Origin of the sequence: Rahnella sp. BCC 1045 (genome assembly GCF_019049615.1) — a bacterium.
GTDB classification, from domain to species: Bacteria; Pseudomonadota; Gammaproteobacteria; order Enterobacterales; family Enterobacteriaceae; genus Rahnella; species Rahnella contaminans.
The window spans coordinates 43,457-66,476 of the sequence record NZ_JAFMOZ010000141.1; the positions used below are offsets into that span (position 1 = coordinate 43,457).

Here is a 23,020-nt window from a genome sequence, read left to right on the forward strand (position 1 = left end):
CCTGAAAAGAAATGGCTTAAAAAGGGAAGATCAGAAAACAGGCGGAGCGCGGGGTTGTGAATCGGTAAAGAACAGCGAAGGTACATAACGTTGTTTGAGAGAACGCGGAGGCGCACGGCTGGAAAGCTCCAGCGACCAGAGCATCGGCATGGCCTGCAAACCGAGCAGCGGTAAATGCGCCAGCAGCACACAATAACCGCAGGCAGCATCGCTCATGTCGCCGGAAATCAGCCCTTTCACGGTGTCATGTTGCGCCGTTTTACAGGCTTGCGGATGGCAATGTTCACCTGATGTTTCGGTGTCTGACCACCCCATATCAGCCATTTCCCCGTCAGGCATGTCCATATCGGACATCACCATTCCGGGCATCATCATGTGCTGCGCGCCCTCAACCACCCGTGATTTAGAAACCACCGGTGCGATAAACAACATCAAAATCGCCACAATACCCAGCCAGGCCGGGAAGTGCCGATGTCGGTGATGAAGGCGTTGGAGTGAGAGCATTATGTCAACAAGGTGAAAATAATAAGCGGCGAAATTGTACCTGAATTGTTGAGATATAACAGAAGGGATAAACAACGGACGTAAAAAAGCCCACTCGAAAGCAGGCTTTATTTTTAGCTTAACGACAGGAATTATTTGTCGTTTTTCAGCTTACGCATCACCAGAGTGGCGTTGGTGCCACCGAAGCCGAAGCTGTTGGACATCACAGTCGTCAGCTCGCGCTGAGTCGGTTTAGTGATGATGTCCATGCCTTCTGCCTGCTCATCGAGGTTTTCGATGTTGATGCTTGGCGCGATGAAACCGTGTTCAGCCATCAGCAAGGTGTAGATAGCTTCCTGCACGCCCGCGGCACCCAGAGAGTGACCGGTCATGGCTTTGGTGGAAGACAGTGCCGGGGTTTTGGAACCGAACACTTCACGGATTGCACCCAGTTCTTTTACGTCGCCGACTGGGGTAGAAGTCCCGTGAACGTTAACGTAATCGATTGGGGTATCCACGCCGTTCATTGCCATTTTCATGCAACGCACTGCGCCTTCGCCAGATGGAGCTACCATGTCTGCGCCGTCAGACGTTGCGCCGTAGCCAACGATTTCTGCGTAAATGTGTGCGCCACGTGCCAGAGCGTGTTCCAGCTCTTCAACCACGACCATACCGCCGCCGCCTGCAATGACGAAACCGTCACGCGCTTTGTCGTAGGTACGGGAAGCTTTTTCAGGGGTTTCGTTGTAGCTGGTGGACAATGCGCCCATCGCGTCAAACTCACACGCCATTTCCCAGCACAGTTCTTCACCGCCACCGGCAAAGACAACGTCCTGTTTGCCGAGCTGGATCATTTCTACCGCGTTACCGATGCAGTGAGCAGAGGTTGCACAGGCAGAGCTGATGGAATAGTTAACGCCACGAATTTTGAACGGAGTTGCCAGGCAGGCAGAAACGCCGGAAGCCATCGCTTTGGTCACCATATAAGGGCCAACGCCGCGCAGGCCTTTGGCACGCATGCCGTCAGAACCCGCAACCTGGTTGCGTGGAGAACCGCCGCCGGAACCTGCAATCAGGCCGGTACGTTCGTTGGAGACCATTTCAGGTGTCAGACCGGAGTCTTCAATCGCCTGTTGCATGGACAGGTAAGCGTAGATCGAGGCATCACTCATGAAACGCACAATCTTACGATCGATAAGGCCTGCGGTGTCTAATTTGACATCACCCCAGACGTGACTACGCATCCCGGCATCTTTCAGCTCTTGCGAGAAGGTGATCCCAGAGCGACCTTCCTGCAGAGATGCAAGAACTTCCTGCTTGTTGTTACCGATGCTCGAGATGATACCCAGGCCAGTAATCACTGCACGTTTCATTTAATACCTCTTGTACTATTCACCATTTGGGATTTCGTCACGCACTCTAGCGTACAGTTGTACGCCGAACAAGTCCGATCAGCAATTCCTTGTGTAAATCGCGGTAAATTTGCGCGAGGTCAAACGCAGCGTTAAACTCCGGCATCGCCTTGAACTGAGAGAGTTTCACGTGAGCCACAGCCCGATCACGCCCGCTGAATTAAGCTGGAACGAACAGGGTACACCTGTTTCCCGACATTTTGATGACGTCTATTTTTCCAATCAGAGCGGCCTGCTGGAAACACGTCATGTTTTTCTCAACGGCAACCATTTTCCGGCGCGTTTTTCCGCCCATCCTCGCCCGCTTTGCATCATTGCCGAAACTGGTTTTGGCACTGGCCTGAACTTTCTGTCACTGTGGCAGGCCTTCGACGCTTTTGGCGAGGAACATCCCGACGCCACCCTGCAACGCCTGCATTTCATCAGCTACGAGAAATTCCCGCTGTCTGCCCGTGATCTGGCGACAGCGCATAGGCAATGGCCGGAACTCGCCGCGTATTCAGCACAACTTTGCGAACAATGGCCGATGGCTTTTTCCGGCTGCCATCGCCTTCTGCTGGCGGACGGACGTATCACCCTCGACCTGTGGTTCGGCGATGTGACTACCCTGCTGCCCGCATGTGACACCAGTATGAATCAGCAGGTCGATGCCTGGTTCCTGGACGGATTTGCGCCTTCCAAAAACCCCGATATGTGGACTGAAGACTTGTTCCGCTCGATGGCGAAAATGACTCGTCCGCAAGGCACCTTCGCGACATTTACCGTGGCCGGTTTTGTACGCCGCGGATTGCAGGACGCGGGTTTTGACATCGCAAAAGTGCCCGGATTCGGTGAAAAGCGGCATATGTTATCCGGCGTTCTGCCTGCAGGAATTGATATTCCTCATCCTGCGCCGTGGTATTTCCGCCCGCCCGCTAAAAATGCCACTGAATTTGCGATTCTTGGCGGCGGCGTCGCCAGTGCCGTACTTTCGCTGGCGCTTTTGCGTCGTGGTTATGCCGTAACGCTGTACTGCGCCGATGAAAAACCGGCGCTTGGCGCATCCGGTAACCGTCAGGGCGCTGTTTATCCGCTGCTCAATGGCCGTGGCGACACACTGGAAAATTTCTTTGCGCACGCCTTCACCTTCGCCCGCCGTCAGTATGCGCAGCTGGAAAAGCAGGATGTACCTTTCGACCACGGCTGGAGCGGCGTGACGCAGCTCGGTTATGACGAAAAAAGTCAGGGCAAAATTGACGGCATACTCAAAGGTGGCTGGCCGGAAGAACTGGCAAAGGGGCTGAGCGAAGAAAATGTAGAAGCGTTGTGCGGATTACCGTGCGGCAGCGGCGGCATCACGTATCCGCTCGGTGCATGGTTGTGTCCGGCGGAACTGACCGCCTCGCTGCTCGCACTGGCGCAAACGCAGGGATTAGCGGTGCATTATCGTCAGCGGGTCACGGCGTTAAGCCGCGATGCAAACGAAAACTGGACGCTGAAGTTTGCTGACGGACATGAAACCCGTCATCAGGCCGTGGTGCTGGCAAACGGCGCGGATATCACTGATTTCACCCAGAGTGAAAAACTCCCGGTTTACGCGGTCAGCGGTCAGGTTTCACATATTCCGACCACACCGGCGCTGAGCAAGCTGAAGCAGGTGCTGTGTTACGACGGTTATATGACGCCAGTCAGCCCGCAGAACCAGCATCATTGCATCGGCGCCAGCTATCATCGCGCCGATAAATGCACGGTTTACCGCGAAGACGATCAGCAGGAAAACCGTCAGCGCCTGATTAACTGTCTGCCACAACAGCAATGGCCGCATGACGTGGATGTCCGTGAAGGTGAAGCCCGCAACGGCGTACGCTGTGCAACACGCGATCACCTGCCGATGATTGGTTCCGTGTCTGATTACGACGCGCTGCTGGAAAGCTATCAAAAGCTCGATCTGGATGTTAAGCGCAACCGTCCGGTTGCGCCTGCACCGGTATACGAAAATCTGTTCCTGTTTGGCGCGCTCGGCTCACGCGGACTGAGTTCCGCGCCGCTTGGAGCAGAAATTCTGGCCGCGCAAATCGCCGGTGAGCCCATACCTCTGGACAGCGAAACGCTGGCAGCTCTCAATCCAAACCGTATGTGGGTCAGAAAATTGCTGAAAGGCCGTCCGGTCGAATCGCATTAATTTGCTCTTTCTCAGGCAATAAAAAAGCGCAGCCGGTTAATCCGCTACTGCGCTTATTTTTACTGAAAAGAAGATTAGTTTGGCAGGGAAGCCTGATAGAGATTTTCCCACATCCCCTGCACGAGAAGCTGATCGCGCGGCGAAAGTTCTCCGGCTTTAATGGCTTTATCCAGCCCATCCTGAACACGAATTTTCAGCGCTTCGGCGGTATGTTCGCCATTCTCTTCCGCCTCGGCAACCGCGACGGTCAGATGGCCTCGCAGATAGCCACTGGCAAATAATTCATCGTCGCTGGCGCTTTCGACCATGTCGTCGATCAGCGTTAAAATCCGCGTTTCAAATTCTGCGATCATCACTCTTCCTCTCGTATTCAGTTCTTATTCGACCGGCTGCAATGCAGGGAAATCTGCAGGCGTCAAAGGGGCCGTATTGTAAAACGATTGTAACGCTTTAATAAAGCGCGCCGGTCTTTCAGGAATGCCCTGCTCCAGCATGCGCAGCACTTCTTCGCGGACTTTATTCTGGAAGCCCACGCGATCCGGCTCGCAATCGCCGCTCAGATTGTCACAGCTGACGTTGAAATTAAAACCCGCCGCCGCGCAAAACAGCCATTCATAAGATTGCGGTTTGATTTCCACTTTTTCAAATTCGCTTTGCGTTTGTGCGTCACGACCGTCGGGGCAGTACCAGTAGCCAAAATCGACCAGCTTGCGGCGCTCAGCACCGGCCACGCACCAGTGCGAAATTTCATGCATGCCACTGGCGTAATAACCGTGTGCGAACACAATGCGGTTAAACGGTTCTTGTTCATCAGCAGGCAGATAGATCGGTTCGTCGTCGCCTTTTACTAAGCGAACGTTAAATTCCTCAAAGAAGCAGGAATCAAAAATGTCGATCAATTGATGATAGTTATGTGTTGCAGTCGAATCAGACATAATTGCAGTGAAACTCATTAAAGTAAGATCAGGGGCGACAATATACCCTTGTTTAAACGCGTATTTTCATGACTTCAGGCAAGCATTTTGCTGCTGCTGACATTATAAATGCAGGCTTAACCACTGGTGGATTTCTGCACCATGATTGTCATAAATCAGTTTGCAGCTCATCACCACCGAAACGACCACCACCATCGGGCGGATCATCTTCTGGCCTTTGGTGAGCACCATGCGTGCGCCGAGACGCGCGCCGATAAACTGCCCTGCCATCATCACAAATCCTAATCCCCAGACAACTTTGCCGCCCAGAATGAAGAACAGCAGACCACCAAAGTTTGAGGTGAAGTTCAAAACTTTGGCGTGCGCCGTAGCTTTAGCGAGGTTAAAACCGCATAACGTCACAAAGCCTAATGCGTAGAACGAACCGGCTCCGGGGCCGAAAAAGCCATCATAAAACCCGACGCAGCCGCCACCGACCAGTGCATAAGGGAGCGCAGAAAGACGTCGCTGGCGATCGCTTTCGCCCAGCTTCGGGGTCAGCAGGAAATACAGCCCGATGCAGATGATCAGCAGCGGCAGGATCTGACGCAGCATATCGGCCTGTAAGCGCTGGATCAGGATCGCTCCCAGCACAGACCCCACAAACGTGCAGGCAATGTTGAGCTTCTGATCGTTAAGATCCACCACTTTCCGGCGCACGAAATACAGGCTGGCGGAGAAAGAACCGCCTACCGCCGAAAGCTTGTTGGTTGCAATCGCCTGGGCCGGAGATACCCCGGCTGCCAGCAATGCAGGCAGGCTGATAAGGCCGCCCCCGCCTGCGATTGAGTCAATAAATCCCGCCACTAACGCTACTAAAAACAGAACACCTACTACCCAGGGGGCAACAATCAACCAGTCCATTTTTCTATCAGTCCCGCTTTACGTGGCGAAGAGGTATTGAAACGTTATTAAAGAACGTGTTTATCCAGCAGCGCCTGACAAGTTGGCGGCAGCGGAGGTGGCTCAGATTTCACCGGTTTACCTGTCGAAGGTTTCGGTGGCAGGAACCAGCTTTGCAGCTCGGCACCACATCCGTCACCCGGAGGCGGCGGAGCCTGATTTTCACATTCGGTGCTCCCCGCAGGGCAACGCAGACGCACATGCATATGCGCACGATGGCCAAACCACGGACGCACTTTGTGCAGCCATTCACGGTCTGCACCCGCATCCTGACAAAGCTGCTGTTTGATCGCCGCATTCACAAAAATGCGCACCACGTCTTTATCCTGCGCTGCCATTTTGATCAGCGTTTCGATACGCGGTTGCCACTGGCTCGGCACAATAGATTTGCCATTAGCACTGACCAGATCGATAGGCTGGGGTTTGAGCAGCATCTGCTCGCTCCAGCGCTGACGCGGCAGTTGCAGCCAGATATCCACATCCAGCCCGGACTGATGGCTGGCATGGCCGCTGCTGAAACGCCCGCCCGCAGGCATCGCCATATCGCCGACCAGCATGGTACCCAGCCCTTTTTGCTGTGCCTGAGTACCGAGTCGCGTGATGAACGCCAGTAAATCTGGCTGGCCGAAATAACGACGCTGATCGGTACGCATTACCTGATAATCCGGTGAATTCAGCGGCAAAGGTTGTGCGCCAATCTGACATCCGTTGGCGTAACTTCCCACTGCCTGCGGCGCGCCGGAAATCGGTTGAGTAATTTTCTGCCAGGGCGTTGCCGCCATGGCCGGTGCGCAAAGCGCAAGCGCCAGAAGACTGGCGCAGGCGGTTTTAAACGCAGGAACGTTACGTAAGAATTTCATCGAAGGCTTACCAGCGTGGCACGGTGGAATGAACGTCGCCGTTCTGGGCACGCTGACGCAGCAGGTGATCCATCAGCACAATCGCCATCATGGCTTCGGCGATCGGCACAGCGCGGATCCCCACGCACGGATCGTGACGGCCTTTGGTGATCATCTCAACCTGCTCGCCTTCACGGTTAATAGTGCGTCCCGGAACGGTGATGCTGGACGTCGGTTTCAGCGCCAGATGCGCAACCACCGGCTGGCCGCTGCTGATCCCGCCGAGAATGCCACCTGCATGGTTGCTTTCAAAACCGTTTGGCGTAATTTCGTCACGGTTTTCGCTGCCACGTTTGCTGACTACGGCAAAACCGTCACCGATTTCCACGCCTTTCACGGCGTTAATGCTCATCAGCGCATGCGCCAGATCTGCATCAAGACGGTCGAATACCGGCTCGCCAAGGCCAACCGGCACATGCTCGGCAACCACGGTGATTTTGGCACCAATCGAGTCGCCTTCTTTTTTCAGCGCGCGCATCAGTTCGTCCAGCGCTTCCAGCTTGCTTTCATCCGGGCAGAAGAACGGGTTGGTTTCGACCAGATCCCAGTCTTTCAGTTCACAGTGAATGTCGCCCATCTGGGACATATAGCCGCGCACTTTAACGCCGAATTTTTCGAGCAGGTATTTCTTCGCTACCGCGCCTGCGGCCACGCGCATTGCGGTTTCACGGGCAGAAGAACGCCCGCCGCCGCGATAGTCACGTACGCCGTATTTTTGTTCGTAGGTGTAATCGGCATGGCCAGGACGGAATACGTCTTTGATCGCGCTGTAATCCTGCGAGCGCTGATCGGTATTCTGGATAATCAGGCCGATACTGGTGCCCGTCGTCACGCCTTCAAAGACGCCGGACAGGATTTTGACTTCATCCGCTTCACGGCGCTGCGTGGTGTAACGCGAGGTTCCCGGACGACGACGGTCGAGGTCGTGTTGAAGATCTGCTTCTGTCAGCGAGATGCCCGGCGGTACGCCGTCAATGATGCAGCCGAGTGCCACACCGTGAGATTCGCCGAAGGTGGTGACGCGGAAAAACTGCCCAATACTGTTCCCTGCCATCACGGCTCCTTAACCATTAATAAGTTGTTTATTTTCAAAATGACCGGCTGACGAACAGCCGGTCAACAGGGTGTTTAGTCGCGGTAAGCGCGGAACTCTTCTGCGCAATCAAGCAGTTGCTGTTTAGTCAGCATGAAGACACCGTCACCGCCGTTTTCAAACTCCAGCCAGGTGAACGGGATCTCAGGATATTGATCCATCAGATGTACCATGCTGTTGCCCACTTCACAAATCAGCACGCCGTCATCGGTCAGGTAATCCGGCGCGCAGGCCAGAATGCGGCGGGTCAGTTTCAGGCCATCGCTGCCGGAGGCCAGACCGAGCACCGGTTCGTGGCGGTATTCCTGCGGCAAATCGGACATGTCTTCTTCGTCAACGTACGGCGGGTTCGTGACGATCAGGTCGTATTGCAGCGGCGGCAGTTCACGGAACAGGTCAGAACGGATTGGTGTAACCCAGTTCTCAATACCGTGCGTGTCGATATTGCGCTCGGCCACGGCCAGCGCGTCTGCAGAAATATCCACGGCGTCCACTTCCGTTTCCGGGAAAGCATAAGCACAGGCAATCGCAATACAGCCGCTGCCGGTACACATGTCGAGGATGTGCTGAGGTTTGTCGTGCAAAATGCCGGAGAAGCGGTGGCTAATCAGTTCACCAATCGGTGAACGCGGCACCAGAACGCGCTCATCGACATAAAATTCCATGTCGCAGAACCAGGCTTTGTTGGTCAGATAGGCGACCGGAATGCGCTCGTTGACGCGGCGGATCACGCGCTCAACAATACGATGACGCTCACTGGAGGTCAGACGCGCCGTGTGCATGTCTTCAGGAATGTCGAGCGGTAAAAACACGCTTGGCAAAACCAGCTGCACGGCTTCGTCCCACGGATTATCGGTGCCGTGACCGTAATAAACATTGGCCGCATTGAGGCGGCTGACGGTCCAGCGCAGCATGTCCTGAATGGTATGCAGTTCACTGACGGCTTCGTCGACGAAAATTTTGTCCAATTTTGTTCTCCAGGCAGTACAGGGTTTTTAACAGACGTTTAACCCGTAATTTTCCGCATAGTTTGCCACGAAGCCCGCCACAAATCAGTAGCTAGTCAACGCACTTGCGCGACGCCTCGAAGAATTTAACCCTGAGTTTTCTTTAAACCGCAGGGTGGCGGAAGGTACACTGTCGGAATTGAGCGAAAATGACGATAAAAAAATGAAGAAAAAACACCGACTGAGCCCGGAGGAAGCGGCCCTGTTTCGTGAAGCCGTTCCGGGCGTCAAGCGCCTGAAAAACGATACAATTACTCACCGTCCGTTGCGAAAAAAAGTGTCAGAGTTGTCACCAAAAAAGCTGATTCAGGAGCAGGTGGACGCCAGTTATTATTTTTCTGATGAATTCCAGCCGATGTTGCAGGAAGAAGGCCCGGTTCGTCACATCCGGCCAGACGTCAGCCATTTTGAATTGAAGAAATTGCGCCGCGGAGATTATTCCCCCGAGCTGTTTCTTGATTTGCACGGTTTAACGCAGAAAGAAGCCAAGCAGGAATTAGGGGCGCTGATCGCCGCCTGCCGCCGCGAACATGTTCACTGCGCCTGTGTGATGCACGGTCACGGCAAACATATTCTCAAACAGCAAACCCCGCTTTGGCTTGCGCAACATCCGGACGTCGAAGCGTTCCATCAGGCCCCGAAAGAACTGGGTGGCACCGCCGCCCTGCTGGTGCTGGTGGAACTGGACGACAAAATAAGCTGACCCCGTACAAACATCGATTTCAAGAAACGAGAAAGGCACAGCCGAAGCTGTGCCTTTCTTTGTTTAGCTTTCCGTCCCGGAAAACTAAACCTTAGCCATGACCTGGCACGGACTAAACTGCCAGTCAAAGCTGCCCTGCCCGGTTTGCGCATTCAACTCCACGCTTGCCATGGCAGAGGTGGCGAACATCGGCGGGCAAACTCCCGGGCACAATTCTGCGACCAGATAGCCGACCAGCGGCAGGTGGGAAACCACCAGCACAGCGCTGACGCCGGTCAGCGCCAGATGTTGCAGTTCACTGGCGACCAGAGCAGGATCACCGCCAGGCGTCAGCTCTTTGAGAATATCAATTTCTACGTTTTCAGGCAGAGACAGACACTGGCGAACTTTTTCAAGCGTCTGCTGCGCACGCAGGTACGGACTGACCAGGACGCGATCAATTTTGACGCCACGACCATTCAGCCAGGCCGCCATATGGACTGATTCGTCACATCCGCATTCGCTTAACGGGCGAACTGAATCGCTGGCAGCTTCGAGAACTGCATCACCGTGACGCATAATTACAACTTGCATATTGCACCGCTTTTGTTAACAAAAATAGCGCTATACAGAAACGCCGTGCGTGCTGTATTACCCATTGCCCAGCTGTTTTTCATCATGTTTAAAATGACCTTTCTCATTACAAGATAGCTGTAAGGCAGTACATCCACTTAACCGGCTGTGCCCACATGCTTTGCATGGTAAGTATCAGCGGTCGGGCATTTTGCCTGAAAGTTCACGTAAAGAAAACGCTGTTTTTTACACCAACACTTACCGCTTGTAAACTATTCAGGCGATTATTTAACCACTCCGGTTGTAGATCAATCGGTTGGGATCGTTTCTGTACAAAGTCAGTCTCACTATAAAAAAGATCCCGCAGGCCTTGTCTGGCCACAAGCAGGATCCATTCCAGATTCCCGCGAAACTCAGTAATAAGCAGTGACCACAGTCACACTTTACTGACCTTTTCGCTGGTGCCCTCCGCTGGATAAAAACGTTCGCCCTGCTCCGCCCTGCGTACCAGAGCGTCGCACGGCGTGAAATGCTCACCGTAACGCTGGGCCAGTTGTTCCAGCGTTTTCACCACGGTGGCAGCACCGAGCGTGTCGATGTAACGGAACGGCCCGCCACGAAACGGCGGAAAACCAATACCAAAGACTGCCCCGAGATCACCATCACGCGCACTGCGGATAACATTTTCATCCAGGCAGCGGACGGCTTCATTCAGCATCAGCATGACGCAGCGCTGTGCGATCTCTTCGCCTGACTGCTGAGCTTTTGGCGTGACATTCAGTAAACGATAGACCGACGGATCGACCTGTTTTTTCTTCGCCCCACGCCCTTTCTGGCCGTAGAGATAAAAACCTTTGCCATTTTTACGGCCTTTGCGGTCGTCTTGCAGGACTGCATCGAAGCCGGATGGGGCGGCAAAACGATCGCCAAACGCCTCCACCAGAATCGGGCCAATTTTAGTGCCGACATCAATGCCCACTTCGTCGAGAAGCTGAACTGGCCCGACCGGAAAACCAAAGTTTACCAGCGCATTATCGATGTGATCGACAGGCTCACCAGCCAGCAGGCAGCGTGCCGCTTCGTTGATATAAGGAGCAAGAATGCGGTTTACGTAGAACCCGGCGCTGTCACCGACCACAATTGCCGTTTTCCCCTGTTTCTTCGCCAGCGAGACCGTGGTCGAAATCGTCTGCGCACTGGTGCCCGCATGGGGAATAACTTCCACCAGCGGCATTTTGTCTACCGGGCTAAAATAATGCAGGCCGATAACCTGATCAGGCCTTGTGGCCTTTTCCGCAATCAGATGAATCGGCAAAGAAGAGGTGTTTGAAGCAAATATGGTACGCGGTGCCGCATTTTTCTCGATCTCCGCTACCATGGATTGCTTGAGTGCAAGGTCTTCAAATACCGCTTCCACCACAATATCAATCTGCGAAAAACCGCTGTAATCCGTAGTCCCCGAAATCAGCATCATCTGCCGCTGCTGTTCGTTACGGGTGAGCCTGCGGCTGCGGACTTTTTTCTCCAGCAGATCCCAGCTGTATTTCAGCGCATGGCGGATGCCTTCCTGATTAATATCTTTAATCCGCACCGGCAGCCCGGCGCGGGTCGCGGTGACATTCGCAATACCGCCGCCCATCAGCCCGCCACCCAGGATACCGACGCGGTGGACCGGCAACGGCTCAGCGTGAGCGCCTTTTTCTTTTTTCAGCGCCGTCGAGGCAAAGAATAAACCGCGAAGCGCGGCAGATTGCGGCGTCATCACCAGTTCGCCAAACGCCTTGGCTTCGGCCTGATAGCCGTTTCCGCTGCCCTGATCGAGACCGGTTTTCACCACATCAATGATTTTTTCCGTGGCCGGATAATTACCGTGCGTTTTTGCGCGGGTCTGTTTACGCACAAAAGAGAACAACAGGCTTTTTCCCAGCGGACCGCCAGCCAGCCGCGCCTGCCACGGCAAAGGTGGCCGGGATTTGCGGCCTTTGGCGACACGTTCCAGCGCAGTTTTCAGCAAAATAGAATAAGGCACGGCGTCGTCCACCAGCCCCATTCTCAGCGCCTGTTTCGCGCGAATGCTGCGCCCGGTGAGCATCATATCCAGCGCTTTCGGCGCACCGATTAACCGCGGCAAACGCTGCGTGCCGCCCGAACCGGGTAACAGCCCGAGCTGAACTTCCGGCAGGCCGAGCTGGGTTTTATCATCAAGGGAGCAGACGCGGGAATGGCACGCCAGCGCCAGTTCGAGTCCGCCACCCAGGCAGGCACCGTGAATAGCCGCCACAACCGGCACGGAAAACGAGGCTATCTGCGACATCACCGTCTGGCCTTTTTGCGCCAGTTCGCTGGCTTCAGCCGCCGTTTTGCAGCCGGAAATCATCGTGATGTCGGCACCGGCAATAAATGAATCGCTTTTACCGGAAACCAGCACCAGACCTTTCAGATTCGGATATTGCTGCGCTTTTTGCAAAATAGCGCAGATTTGCTGAGCAAATTCAGCCTTCAGGGTATTCACTTTTTCACCGGGAACATCAATGGTGATGATGCCCACATGTTCTGCCGTAAACATCAGCGAGAATGCAGAAACCGGTTCTGCGGATGACTGTTCTGCCAGCACGGAATTGTCCATGTTGTCCCTCATTGCGCTGCCTCCAGAATCATTGCGGCACCCAGGCCCCCGGCGGCGCAGGCGGTGGTCAGCCCGTATTTTCCGCCGCGACGGCGTAATTCATGCAGCGTTTGCGTGATCATGCGTGCGCCGGTTGCGGCAAACGGATGGCCGTAGGCCAGCGAACCGCCCAAAACGTTGAATTTATCCCAGTCGATTTCGCCAACTGCCTGACTGCGACCGAGTTTCTCGCGTGCAAATTCATCACTGGCCAGCATTTTGATATTTGCCAGCGTCTGCGCGGCAAAGGCTTCATGCATATCAATCAGATCCAGATCCGCCAGCGTCAGCCCGGCGCGATCTAACGCCAGCGGCGTGGCGTATGCCGGGCCGAGAAGCATGTCTTCCCAGACGTCAATAGCGGAAAACGCAAAGCTCTTCAGATAGCCCAGCGGCTCAAGCCCTAATTCACGGGCGCGGGATTCGCTCATCATCAGAACGGCGGCGGCACCGTCGGTGAGCGGCGTACTGGTTGCCGCCGTCACGGTTCCGTGTTTACGGTCAAATGCCGGACGCAGTTTCGCGTACTGCCCGATTTCTGAATTCAGGCGGATGTTGTTGTCTTTTTGCAGCACTTCACGATAAGGCGGAACCTGCGCCGCCATTACCTGTGAGCTCAGATAACCCTGTTCCCAGGCCAGCGCGGCCAGCGTGTGCGAACGGTGCGCCAGCTCATCCTGCTGTTCGCGGGAAATACCGTGGCTTTTTGCCATTTGTTCAGCGGTATCACCCATGCGCAGGCCAGTGGAATATTCCGCCACCGCCGGAGGAACCGGCAGCAGATCGCGTAATTTCAGTTTGCTGAAAATCGCAAGACGCTGCGACAGCGTACGCGCTTTATTGACATCAACCAGTGCTCTGGCGAGGCGTTTACTGACACCAATCGGCAGCACCGATGAGGAATCAGCCCCGCCCGCAATCCCGACGCGCACTGTGCCGCTGAGAATACTTTCGGCAACGTTCGCCACCGCCTGAAAACTGGTCGCGCAGGCGCGGGAAACGCTGTAGGCGTCGGTCGAAACATTCATTCCGGTGCCGAGCACAATTTCGCGCGCAATATTCGGCGCTTCGGGCATCTGGACAACCTGTCCGAACACCAGCTGATCAATGTCTTTCGGATCGATTCCACTTTTCGCCAGCAGCTCGCTGACCACGGTTTTACCTAAATCCACAGCGGGGATCCCGTGATAGGCGGTGGCCTGCTTGGCAAACGGCGTGCGCAAACCATCAACAATCGCAATGCGATCGCCTTCACGCGTAACCAGTGGAATGACTTTGTTCATACAAGCTCCTGAGTAAATAGGGTCTTAAGAGGTCAGACCTGATAACTCAGTGTTAACTATGTATTTACATTTGGCAAAGTGAAAGGGTTTGAAGTGCGAGCAACAGCAAATTTTTCTGAAATGAGAGTGAGAAGAAAGAGGCTGTAAAAAAATAGCAGACAAAAAAATACCGCTGTCTGGCAGCGGCATTTTAAAAGCAGAATTAATTAACGTAATCCGAGCTGGAAGATCATGGTCTCTGCCTGGCAGGAGAAAGTGAAATCCACTTTCAGCTCAACGCCACCGTCAACTTGTTCAATCTTACTGTTAATTACGCACGGCTCCGATTCAACGCCGCGTGCGCGTTCGGTCAGAGTTTGCAGCATTTCTTTGGCCTGCGCTTCGGTTTCGAAAACGTGCAGGTAAGAAGCGGTGCAATCGGTGTTGTCCATGATGGTACCCACATCAACACAGCAGCAGGCCGCAGTTTCTTCTGCGCCGCATTTGTTAATGGAGTGCAGAGGTTGAGTGGATTTAGAGGACATGGTTACGTCAGACATAATTTTCTCCCCGGCATCAACGGCAACGTCCACCGTCTGGCCTGTTTGCGAATAAAGTTTTATTTCCAGCCTGTATTTTACGCCGCCGTTCTGACAACACACTAGCACTTACTTATTATGTGCCTTTGAAGTGATCCAGATCACGTATATGTAAGTAATCGATTAAAACTACGTCATCGTTATCACTTTAACGTTTCTTAATTGAACTTTTATTGTTGGTTTTTTGTTAAGTGGATCCAATTTCTTGCATCATTTTATAAATATCAATGAAACATTATTGCAACTACACCACAGGTCAGACCTATACTTCGCTCACTGGTCTGATTTGTCAGACTGATAACGAACCCTACAATCCCGCGCTCATTGTTACTTCATGTAACATTGTTTGATAAAAAACATAAAATTGAGGTTTTGGTCATGAACCAGAAAAACCTGTTTAAAAGATCAGCTCTGGCAGCTGCAGTGGCAATTGTTTCCTCCAACGTATACGCAGCAGGTTTTCAGTTAAATGAATATACTGCTGCGGGTTTAGGTCGTTCTTTCTCAGGCGAAGGTGCTATCGCTGACACCGCCGCATCCGGCAGCCGTAACCCGGCAACCATGACCATGTTTAACCGCCCGGCGTTTTCTATGGGCGCGGTTTACGTCGATCCGGACGTCAGTGTGACGGGCAAATCCCCGGTCACCGGTGCCAGTACTAATGCAGGTAACATTGCGCCTAATCAGTGGGTGCCAAATATCCACTTTATTATGCCGCTGGATGACCAGTGGGCGGTCGGCGCATCTGCGACGTCTAACTACGGTCTGGCGACAGAATTTAACGATAGTTATCCGGCAGGCCCGATCGGTGGTGAAACAGACCTCACCACCGTTAACACTAACTTAAGTGTTGCTTACCGTTTGAACCAGAATTTCAGCTTCGGTGTGGGCTTTGATGCCGTCTACGCGAAAGCGAAAATCCGCCGTACTGCGGGCGAACTGGTGCCGCTTAAAACCGGCGGTTTGCTGCCGGCAGATACCGAAGCCGCTAAGCTGAAAGGCAACGAATGGGGCTACGGCTGGAACGCCGGTATCTTGTATGAAGTGGATGATAATAACCGCTACGGTTTCACCTACCGCTCTGAAGTCAAAATCGATTTCGACGGTGAATACCGCAACGGCATTCCGCAAGCGTTAGGCGGCACGGGCGGCCATACCGTTCCGGGTTCCCTGACCCTGAACCTGCCAGAAATGTGGGAACTGTCCGGTTATAACAAAGTGGCACCGAAATGGGCGATTCACTACAGCCTGGCTTACACCAGCTGGAGCCAGTTCCAGGAGCTGAAAGCCACCGGGTCTAACGGCCAGACCCTGTTCCAGAAAGACGAAGGTTACCATGATGCTTACCGCATCGCGCTGGGTACCACCTATTACTACGATGATAACTGGACATTCCGCACCGGTATCGCCTTCGATGACAGCCCGGTTCCGGCAGATAACCGCACCATTTCTATCCCGGATCAGGACCGCTTCTGGATTTCAGCCGGTACCACTTATGCCTTCAATAAAGATGCTTCCGTCGATGTCGGTGTGTCTTACATGCATGGCCAGACTGTGAATATCAGCGAGAAAGTGGCTGACGGCGTACCTAACTATGAGTTCCAGGCTAAAGGTACCGCGATGTTGTACGGTGCGAACTTTAACTACAGCTTCTAACCGGTTTTCACGACAGAGCACATAAATGAAAAAAGCGCCGAAAGGCGCTTTTTTTGTCTCTGAATCTGAAACGGATAAACTTGATCAGAAGATTACTCTGAATCGATATCCTTCAGATCACCCTGAATCAGTGCAGCATTCGGGTTCACCTGCGGCGTCAGCTGACCGCCTCTCGCCAGGAAGTCATGGCGCTGGAAGTACGCTTCGCGGATCATCAGGTAAGGGTCGGAAGAGTTTCGGATCAGGCCGTCAGAATCGAGCAATTCAGCACGGGTTTCTACGCCCTGCAATACCCACTTACCGGCTGACATCCAGAAGGTCAGATAGCTGAGCATCGGATACAGGTCATCGACCAGATCGCCACCTTCATCACGAATTGTCGCACTGCCGTAAGCTGGCAACATCACGTACGGGCCGTAACCCACCCCGTAATGTCCCAGCGTACTGCCGAATCCTTGCGCTTCTTCGCGTGCCAGTTTCGGGTTCGCCATCGACGCCACATCAATCAGACCGCCCATCCCCAGAAGGGTATTAAGGAAGAAACGGTTGAAGTGGATCGCCGCACGGTACGGATCGCCTTTCAGCAAGGAGTTCACCATGCTGGCCGGTTCATCAAGGTTACTCAGGAAATTACTGGTGCCGTTACGCGCCGGTTGGGGCACGTAATCACGCCAGGCAACAGCCACAGGACGCAGTACATACGGGTCCATGTAGTTAAAGTTGAAGTTAAACATCGCGCGGTTGAAACCTTCCAGCGGATCAGATCGTCCCTGCTGTTCGCTGTCCGATGATCCGGACGTGCCGGCACAACCGACCAGCAAAACTGTCGCAAACGCCAGCCCAGTCAGGCGTAAGTTCATGGATATCTCCCTGTTTTTGATCGTCGGTTCCTGATTAAGGAACCTGCTGATTAATTTCAATGCTGACCTGGCCGTTACCGGCAAAATGGGTCAGCGGACTGTCGCCGTACCAGTCACCTGTGGCCGGTGTTGCCAGGCCATTTTGTGAAATACGAACGCGTACTTTTAATTGATGCAGCGAAGAAAGCAAGCGTTCCGGCATCATCGCGTTGCTGTCATCCACGGTAATCGCCAGCGGGAAGCGGCTCATCGGCAACTTTTTCACTGCAACCGGCACCGGACTGCTGCCATCAGTCACCGAGATAAAGACCGTGCCATCCTGCGGAAGTTTCTGCTGAGCATCCGCAGAAAGCGTTACGTTTACCGCCAGTTTAACCTGATCGATTCCCGCTTTCTGCTTTGCCTGTTCAATGCTTGCCTGAACCATCTCAAGCCGTTTATCACCCGCAGGCAGAATTTTCAGCATAACTTCCCACGCGCCAATAGCTTGCGGATAGTGACCTTGTTCATATTCATTATAGGCCAGCAAGCTTAATACACGCAGATCACCCTGAGATTTTTCCAGCATACTGCGTAAAAGATTGCCGCCGGTAAGGTTATCTTGCGGATCAGACGAACGGGTTAACACTTCGGCATAACCGAGTTTTACTGACATATCATTCGGGGCCAGTTCATACGCATGGCCGTAAGCCTGCGTGGCCGTAGCGGCGTTATTGAGCGCCATCCCCACGCGGCCAAGCATCACCCAATCCTGCACATTTTTCGGATCGGCCTGCAAATCGGTCCGTAATCCCAGCCCTAAATCCTGCACATCTCTTGCGGTCAGCGGCGTACCGTGGTCATCCGCGATACGATGACGCAAATCAGGCATGTGCTGCATCACCTGATTCCACGCACTCACCGGCCCTAATCCGCCCGCATATAAATAGAGGCCCAGCGTGATGATCACCAGCAAAATCGCACCCGGTACCAGCGTCCAGCGGCCGATCGGTTGTGATGCAGCCGGTGCGTAGCCGTCAGGGATATCAGTCAGCAAGTTTTCCTGCAATTCCTGAATATGCGCCGGACGTTCATCCACCACGCCCTGCGCTTCGTCTTCTTCAAGCTCACTCAAACGGTGATGATAAAACGCTTTGTTCAGCGCATCGCGCGATGTATGTTCCGCGCGATCGCCACGGATCACCGGCACGATAAACAGCGCCAGCGCGATCACCAGCATCACCAAAATACACAGCCAAAAAATACTCATGATCCTGTCCTGTCGCTGTCTTTAAGTAACTGCGCCAGGCGCTGTCTCTCTTGTTCTGACATTTCTTCGGTCATATTTTTCAAACGCACTTCGCCACGGCGGGAACGCATAAAAATCATCACCGCGCCGATAATGACCACCAGCACCGGTCCGAGCCACAATATAAAGGTGGATGGCGTTACCGGCGGTTCGTAGGTCACAAAATTGCCATAACGCGCGACCATGTAAGCCACGATTTGCTGTTTGTTCTGGCCCTGCTCAAGCAACTGGAAAACTTTGGTACGCATATCCGCCGCGATAATTGAATCGGACGCCGCAATATTGGTGTTCTGGCATTTCGGGCAGCGCAGTTGCGCGGTGATCTCGCGGTAATCCTGCTCCTGCTGTGGCGATTTAAACTGATAGGTATCGATGGCGGCGAAAGCGCTGAAGCTCAGTGCCACACCGAGCATTAACGCAGGCAATGCACGTAAGATTTTCATGCGTTGCCACCGTATTTTTTGTACAACGGCAACACTTCGCTCTGCCAGACTTTCTCATTCAAATCACCGGCATGGCGATAGCGGATAATGCCCTGTCCGTCGATCAGGAAAGTTTCCGGCGCACCGTACACACCGAGATCTAACCCCAGCATTCCGTCGCCGTCGTACAGACTCAGCATGTACGGATTGCCCAGCGTATTCAGCCAGTTCACCGCTTTCTGCCGGTCATCTTTGTAGTTCAGCCCGACCACGCGCACGCCTTTCGCCGCCAGGGTATTGAGATAATCATGTTCGGCGCGGCAGGTCGGGCACCACGTCGCCCAGACGTTCAGCAATATCGGTTTGCCGTCACGCAGCACTGACTGATCGTAAGTTTTTCCGGCCTGCGCCAGCGATTCCAGCTTGAATACCGGCACCGGTTTGCCGATCAGCGCAGATTCCAGCAGGGTCGGATCGTCACCGTTAGCATTGCGCGTCAGCTGGACTAAAAATGCCGCCGCCAGCGCCAGAAACAGAACCAGCGGAATAAAAAGAAGTTTACGGTTCATGCTTCAGCCTCCGCCTTGCCTTGTTTCTTCAGTTTTTTGCTCATGCGGTATCGCGGATCGAGAATACACAACACGCCGCCGGCAGCCATAAAGAGCCCGCCCAGCCAGATCCAGCGGACAAACGGTTTGTAGTACAAACGCACCGCCCACGAGCCGTCATCCAGCTCTTCGCCCAGCGCGGCGTACAAGTCGCGCGCCAGATTACCGTCGATGGCAGCTTCGGTCATCATGCTGCGCGCCACGCTGTAAAAGCGTTTTTCCGCGTGCAGCGTGGTGACTTTTTTGCCGTTCTGCGTGACGTCGATGTTCGCTTCACCGCCGGTATAGTTCGGGCCGGTAATGTCGCGAACGTCACGAAAGACAAAGTGATAATTATGAATATCCACGGTATCACCGGCTTTCATGCGCACATCGCGCTCAACGCTGTAATTCTGGCTGAACGCAATACCAATCACCGTGACTGCCACGCCCAGATGACCGAGCACCATGCCCCAGTGGCTGCGGGAAAGTTTGGTCAGGCCGCGCCAGAACGAATGACGGTGCGTGGCGCGTTCATGCAGCTCCATCAGCGTCAGCACAATCACCCACACCGACATCAGCAGGCCGACAACGGTCATGCCAACAATTTTGTCCTGCAACAACCACGGCAGAAGAATCGACAGAATCAGCGTCACCACCAGCGCAACGCCCAGACGACGCCACATTTTGCTCGGTTCGTCACGACGCCAGCGCACCAGCGGGCCGATGCCTAACAACAGCGCCAGCGGCGCCATCAGCCAGGTAAACATCGTATTAAAGAACGGTTCGCCGATGGAAATGCTGCCCAGCCCGAGCTGTTTATGAATCAGCGGTAACAGCGTGCCGAGCAAAACCACCAGCATGGCGGCGACCAGCAAAACATTATTGCCAAGCAGATAACTTTCGCGCGAATGCAGTTCATGACGGCTCGGTGCGCGCACCGAGTTGCCTTTAAAGGCGTACAGCAGCAAGGAGCCGCCGATAACAATCACTAAGTACGCGAGGATAAACATGCCGCGCGCCGGATCTGAGGCGAACGAGTGAACCGATACCAGCACACCGGAACGCACCAGGAAAGTCCCGAGCAGACACAGCGAGAACGCGGTGATCGCCAGCAGAACCGTCCAGGCTTTGAATGTCCCGCGTTTTTCAGTCACGGCGAGCGAGTGGATAAGCGCGGTTCCCGCCAGCCACGGCATAAATGAGGCGTTCTCGACCGGATCCCAGAACCACCAGCCGCCCCAACCTAATTCGTAATATGCCCACGCAGAACCGAGCACGATGCCGATGGTCAGAAACACCCACGCCGCCGTGGTCCACGGACGCGACCAGCGCGCCCACGCGGTATCAAGCCGCCCAGCCATCAGCGAAGCAATCGCAAACGCGAATGCCACCGAGAAACCAACGTAACCCATGTACAGCAATGGCGGATGGAAAATCAGCCCGATATCCTGCAACACCGGATTCAGGTCACTGCCATCCACCGGGAAATTCGGTAAAGAGCGGATAAACGGATTCGACGTCAGCAGAATAAACAGCAGGAAACCGCCGGTGATCATGCCCATCACGGCGAGCACGCGCGCCACGGCATCTTGCGGCATCTGACGGCTGAACAACGCAACGGCCAGCGTCCAGCAACTCAGCAGCAACACCCATAACAGCAGCGATCCTTCGTGCGCGCCCCAGGTGGCCGCCACGCGGTAATACACCGGCAAATGGGTATTGGAATTGTTAGCGACATACGCGACGGTAAAATCATTCACCACAAACGCGTGGACCAGAATCGCAAACGCCAGCACGATGCAGGCGAACATGCCGTACGATAGCGGACGCGCCATCGCCATCATCCGGTTATCCTGTCGCGCCGCGCCCCATTGCGGGTAAATACTCAGTAAAACCGCCAGCCCTAACGCCAGACAGAGTGCAAATGTTCCCAGTTCCGGCATCATGAGCGGTTATTTCCTTTATCGTTACCCACGTAGGCAGAAGCGGGCCCTTTGTGGTTTTCTTTCATGGCGTCGGCAACTTCCGGCGGCACATATTTTTCATCGTGTTTGGCCAGAACCTGAATCGCATTCACGACATTCCCCGGCTCCATCACACCCTGCGCCACCACACCCTGTCCTTCACGGAACAGGTCCGGGAGAATGCCGTTGTACGTCACCGCAATCGCGCCGCGTGCATCATAAATCTTGAAGCTCACCTGAAGGCTTTTCGGATCCCGTTTTACCGAACCGGGCATCACCATGCCGCCGATGCGCAGGCGCTGGCCGACTTCCGGCATTTCGTGGTTTTCGCCTTTGCCCTGCAAGATTTCACTCGGTGTATAGAACAAATCAATGTTGGAACGCAGCGCATACATCACCAGTGAAATGCTCAGGCCGAGGCCGATCAGCACCACCAGCGCCAGCGACAGGCGCTTCTTACGACGTGGATTCACAATAACTTCTCCCCGGATGTGTCCGGTTCCAGCGGTGACGTCTGTGCGCCTTGCTGTTTTTTAGACGTGGACTGATTAATGCGTTTTTCGCGAGCCTGACGGCGTTTCACATCGTCCAGAATCTGACGATGCTGCACGAGGGTATGCACCACCAGCGCAATCAGGGAAATCAGAGTTGCCGCCACCGACAGCCAGACATAAAAGGCATATCCGCCCATGGCGAAAAAATCGTGCCAGCTTGAGAATGCAGGGCTCATCCGCGAGGCTCCTTTTTCAGCAGGCCAGCCACCCACGGACGCAGGCGCTCCTGATTCAGGATCAGGTTGCGTAAACGCATCAGCGTGAGAGTAATAAAGAAGAACAGATAACCGAAAATCGCCCAGCGCAGCGGATAACGCATACTCGGGTCGATAGTTTGCTGCATGTTGGTGGAACCCTGATGCAGCGTGTTCCACCACTGAACGGAGTAATGAATGATAGGAATATTGACCACGCCGACCAGCACCAGAATCCCCGCAGCGCGCCCCGCCAGACGGCGATCGTCAAAGGCGTTATATAATGCAATCACCCCGAGATAGAGGAACAGCAGCACAAGTTCGGACGTCAGACGCGCATCCCAGACCCACCAGGTGCCCCACATCGGTTTGCCCCAGGCCGAGCCGGTAACCAGCGCGATAAACGTGAAAACGGCACCGACCGGCGCCATCGCAGCAACGGCCAGATCTGACATTTTCATCTGCCACACCAGGCCGATGAATGCCGCAATGGCCATTGCGCTGTAAATCCCCATCGACCAGATCGCCGCCGGGACGTGAATGTACATAATCCGGTAGCTGTTACCTTGCTGATAGTCGGGCGGCGCATAGCCAAAACCCCAAACCCAGCCGATCACCAGACAGGCAATACCGATAAGCCCGAGCCACGGAATGAACCGGCCACAGACGTGGTAAAGCCGTTCAGGCCGCGCAAGTTGATGTAACCATTTCCACATTGTTATCGTTGCTCACTTTAAAATGTCACTGTGTGGGTTGCCGTGGAACCTCGGTGGGCTCTT

General features: G+C 54.2%; 23 protein-coding genes. 3 read left to right on the forward strand and 20 right to left on the reverse strand.

Features of this window, described 5'->3' with window-relative positions:
- Positions 1–30: 30 nt before the first annotated feature.
- Both J1782_RS21700 and fabB read right to left on the reverse strand, forming a co-directional pair.
- Complete coding sequence (locus J1782_RS21700) at positions 31–504, reverse strand: DUF2946 domain-containing protein (RefSeq protein ID WP_217153888.1); 474 nt, start codon at positions 502–504, stop codon at positions 31–33.
- Between the two features lie 131 nt (positions 505–635).
- Positions 636–1,856 carry a beta-ketoacyl-ACP synthase I gene (gene fabB / locus J1782_RS21705; RefSeq protein ID WP_101076146.1) on the reverse strand — a complete coding sequence of 407 codons (1,221 nt, stop codon included), beginning with the start codon at positions 1,854–1,856 and terminating at the stop codon, positions 636–638.
- 169 nt (positions 1,857–2,025) lie between these two features.
- On the opposite strand from fabB, the gene mnmC reads away from it, so the two are divergent.
- Entirely contained in the window at positions 2,026–4,056 is a 2,031-nt protein-coding gene (mnmC, locus tag J1782_RS21710) for a bifunctional tRNA (5-methylaminomethyl-2-thiouridine)(34)-methyltransferase MnmD/FAD-dependent 5-carboxymethylaminomethyl-2-thiouridine(34) oxidoreductase MnmC (RefSeq protein ID WP_217153889.1), read from the forward strand.
- Between the two features lie 74 nt (positions 4,057–4,130).
- Here the strand turns inward: mnmC and J1782_RS21715 are convergent, their stop codons facing one another.
- The 6 genes from J1782_RS21715 to prmB all read right to left on the reverse strand — a co-directional run bounded on the left by J1782_RS21715 (position 4,131) and on the right by prmB (position 8,893).
- Complete coding sequence (locus tag J1782_RS21715; protein WP_152324408.1) at positions 4,131–4,409, reverse strand: YfcL family protein; 279 nt, start codon at positions 4,407–4,409, stop codon at positions 4,131–4,133.
- Positions 4,410–4,433: 24 nt separating this feature from the next.
- Positions 4,434–4,991 (reverse strand): elongation factor P hydroxylase, encoded by a 558-nt coding sequence (locus J1782_RS21720; protein WP_208950881.1) that lies wholly within the window; start codon positions 4,989–4,991, stop codon positions 4,434–4,436.
- Positions 4,992–5,093: 102 nt separating this feature from the next.
- On the reverse strand, positions 5,094–5,894 hold the full coding sequence (locus J1782_RS21725; protein WP_152324410.1) for a sulfite exporter TauE/SafE family protein: 801 nt from the start codon (positions 5,892–5,894) through the stop codon (positions 5,094–5,096).
- A 47-nt stretch (positions 5,895–5,941) separates the two neighbouring features.
- Complete coding sequence (mepA, locus tag J1782_RS21730; RefSeq protein ID WP_101076466.1) at positions 5,942–6,715, reverse strand: penicillin-insensitive murein endopeptidase; 774 nt, start codon at positions 6,713–6,715, stop codon at positions 5,942–5,944.
- 85 nt (positions 6,716–6,800) lie between these two features.
- Positions 6,801–7,886, reverse strand: a complete 1,086-nt coding sequence (aroC, locus tag J1782_RS21735; RefSeq protein ID WP_152324411.1) for a chorismate synthase — start codon at positions 7,884–7,886, stop codon at positions 6,801–6,803.
- A 74-nt stretch (positions 7,887–7,960) separates the two neighbouring features.
- Positions 7,961–8,893 carry a 50S ribosomal protein L3 N(5)-glutamine methyltransferase gene (gene prmB / locus J1782_RS21740; RefSeq protein WP_152324412.1) on the reverse strand — a complete coding sequence of 311 codons (933 nt, stop codon included), beginning with the start codon at positions 8,891–8,893 and terminating at the stop codon, positions 7,961–7,963.
- Positions 8,894–9,095: 202 nt separating this feature from the next.
- Here prmB and smrB point away from each other — a divergent pair, with 202 nt between their 5' ends.
- Positions 9,096–9,635, forward strand: coding sequence for an endonuclease SmrB (smrB, locus tag J1782_RS21745; RefSeq protein ID WP_104924666.1), 540 nt, complete (start codon positions 9,096–9,098; stop codon positions 9,633–9,635).
- An 84-nt stretch (positions 9,636–9,719) separates the two neighbouring features.
- Here smrB and sixA read toward each other — a convergent pair whose 3' ends face one another.
- The 4 genes from sixA to J1782_RS21765 all read right to left on the reverse strand — a co-directional run bounded on the left by sixA (position 9,720) and on the right by J1782_RS21765 (position 14,674).
- Positions 9,720–10,208 (reverse strand): phosphohistidine phosphatase SixA, encoded by a 489-nt coding sequence (sixA, locus tag J1782_RS21750; protein WP_152324413.1) that lies wholly within the window; start codon positions 10,206–10,208, stop codon positions 9,720–9,722.
- A 415-nt stretch (positions 10,209–10,623) separates the two neighbouring features.
- On the reverse strand, positions 10,624–12,825 hold the full coding sequence (gene fadJ / locus J1782_RS21755; RefSeq protein ID WP_152324414.1) for a fatty acid oxidation complex subunit alpha FadJ: 2,202 nt from the start codon (positions 12,823–12,825) through the stop codon (positions 10,624–10,626).
- Positions 12,822–14,135 carry an acetyl-CoA C-acyltransferase FadI gene (fadI, locus tag J1782_RS21760; RefSeq protein ID WP_165058342.1) on the reverse strand — a complete coding sequence of 438 codons (1,314 nt, stop codon included), beginning with the start codon at positions 14,133–14,135 and terminating at the stop codon, positions 12,822–12,824. The genes fadJ and fadI overlap by 4 nt, the downstream gene beginning before the upstream one ends.
- A gap of 206 nt (positions 14,136–14,341) precedes the next feature.
- The gene (locus tag J1782_RS21765; RefSeq protein ID WP_217153890.1) at positions 14,342–14,674 is read right to left on the reverse strand and encodes a YfcZ/YiiS family protein; all 333 of its coding nucleotides are present in this window, start codon (positions 14,672–14,674) and stop codon (positions 14,342–14,344) included.
- A gap of 417 nt (positions 14,675–15,091) precedes the next feature.
- On the opposite strand from J1782_RS21765, the gene fadL reads away from it, so the two are divergent.
- Positions 15,092–16,369 carry a long-chain fatty acid transporter FadL gene (fadL, locus tag J1782_RS21770; protein WP_217153891.1) on the forward strand — a complete coding sequence of 426 codons (1,278 nt, stop codon included), beginning with the start codon at positions 15,092–15,094 and terminating at the stop codon, positions 16,367–16,369.
- 92 nt (positions 16,370–16,461) lie between these two features.
- On the opposite strand, the gene mlaA is transcribed toward fadL, so the two are convergent.
- Genes mlaA through J1782_RS21810 form a run of 8 tightly spaced genes read right to left on the reverse strand, consistent with a single transcriptional unit; the run spans position 16,462 to position 22,957 of the window.
- Entirely contained in the window at positions 16,462–17,229 is a 768-nt protein-coding gene (gene mlaA, locus J1782_RS21775) for a phospholipid-binding lipoprotein MlaA (protein ID WP_152324417.1), read from the reverse strand.
- A gap of 34 nt (positions 17,230–17,263) precedes the next feature.
- Positions 17,264–18,478: a c-type cytochrome biogenesis protein CcmI gene (gene ccmI, locus J1782_RS21780; protein ID WP_208950879.1), complete on the reverse strand. Its 1,215-nt coding sequence runs from the start codon at positions 18,476–18,478 to the stop codon at positions 17,264–17,266.
- Positions 18,475–18,960, reverse strand: coding sequence for a cytochrome c-type biogenesis protein (locus tag J1782_RS21785; RefSeq protein WP_152324419.1), 486 nt, complete (start codon positions 18,958–18,960; stop codon positions 18,475–18,477). The genes ccmI and J1782_RS21785 overlap by 4 nt, the downstream gene beginning before the upstream one ends.
- Positions 18,957–19,508, reverse strand: a complete 552-nt coding sequence (locus tag J1782_RS21790; protein ID WP_152324420.1) for a DsbE family thiol:disulfide interchange protein — start codon at positions 19,506–19,508, stop codon at positions 18,957–18,959. The genes J1782_RS21785 and J1782_RS21790 overlap by 4 nt, the downstream gene beginning before the upstream one ends.
- The gene (locus J1782_RS21795) at positions 19,505–21,475 is read right to left on the reverse strand and encodes a heme lyase CcmF/NrfE family subunit (RefSeq protein WP_152324421.1); all 1,971 of its coding nucleotides are present in this window, start codon (positions 21,473–21,475) and stop codon (positions 19,505–19,507) included. Before J1782_RS21795 ends, J1782_RS21790 begins: the two co-directional genes overlap by 4 nt.
- Positions 21,472–21,966, reverse strand: a complete 495-nt coding sequence (gene ccmE / locus J1782_RS21800; RefSeq protein ID WP_101076162.1) for a cytochrome c maturation protein CcmE — start codon at positions 21,964–21,966, stop codon at positions 21,472–21,474. Before ccmE ends, J1782_RS21795 begins: the two co-directional genes overlap by 4 nt.
- The gene (ccmD, locus tag J1782_RS21805) at positions 21,963–22,223 is read right to left on the reverse strand and encodes a heme exporter protein CcmD (protein WP_152324422.1); all 261 of its coding nucleotides are present in this window, start codon (positions 22,221–22,223) and stop codon (positions 21,963–21,965) included. The genes ccmE and ccmD overlap by 4 nt, the downstream gene beginning before the upstream one ends.
- Positions 22,220–22,957 carry a heme ABC transporter permease gene (locus J1782_RS21810; protein WP_152324423.1) on the reverse strand — a complete coding sequence of 246 codons (738 nt, stop codon included), beginning with the start codon at positions 22,955–22,957 and terminating at the stop codon, positions 22,220–22,222. The genes ccmD and J1782_RS21810 overlap by 4 nt, the downstream gene beginning before the upstream one ends.
- Positions 22,958–23,020: the final 63 nt, after the last annotated feature.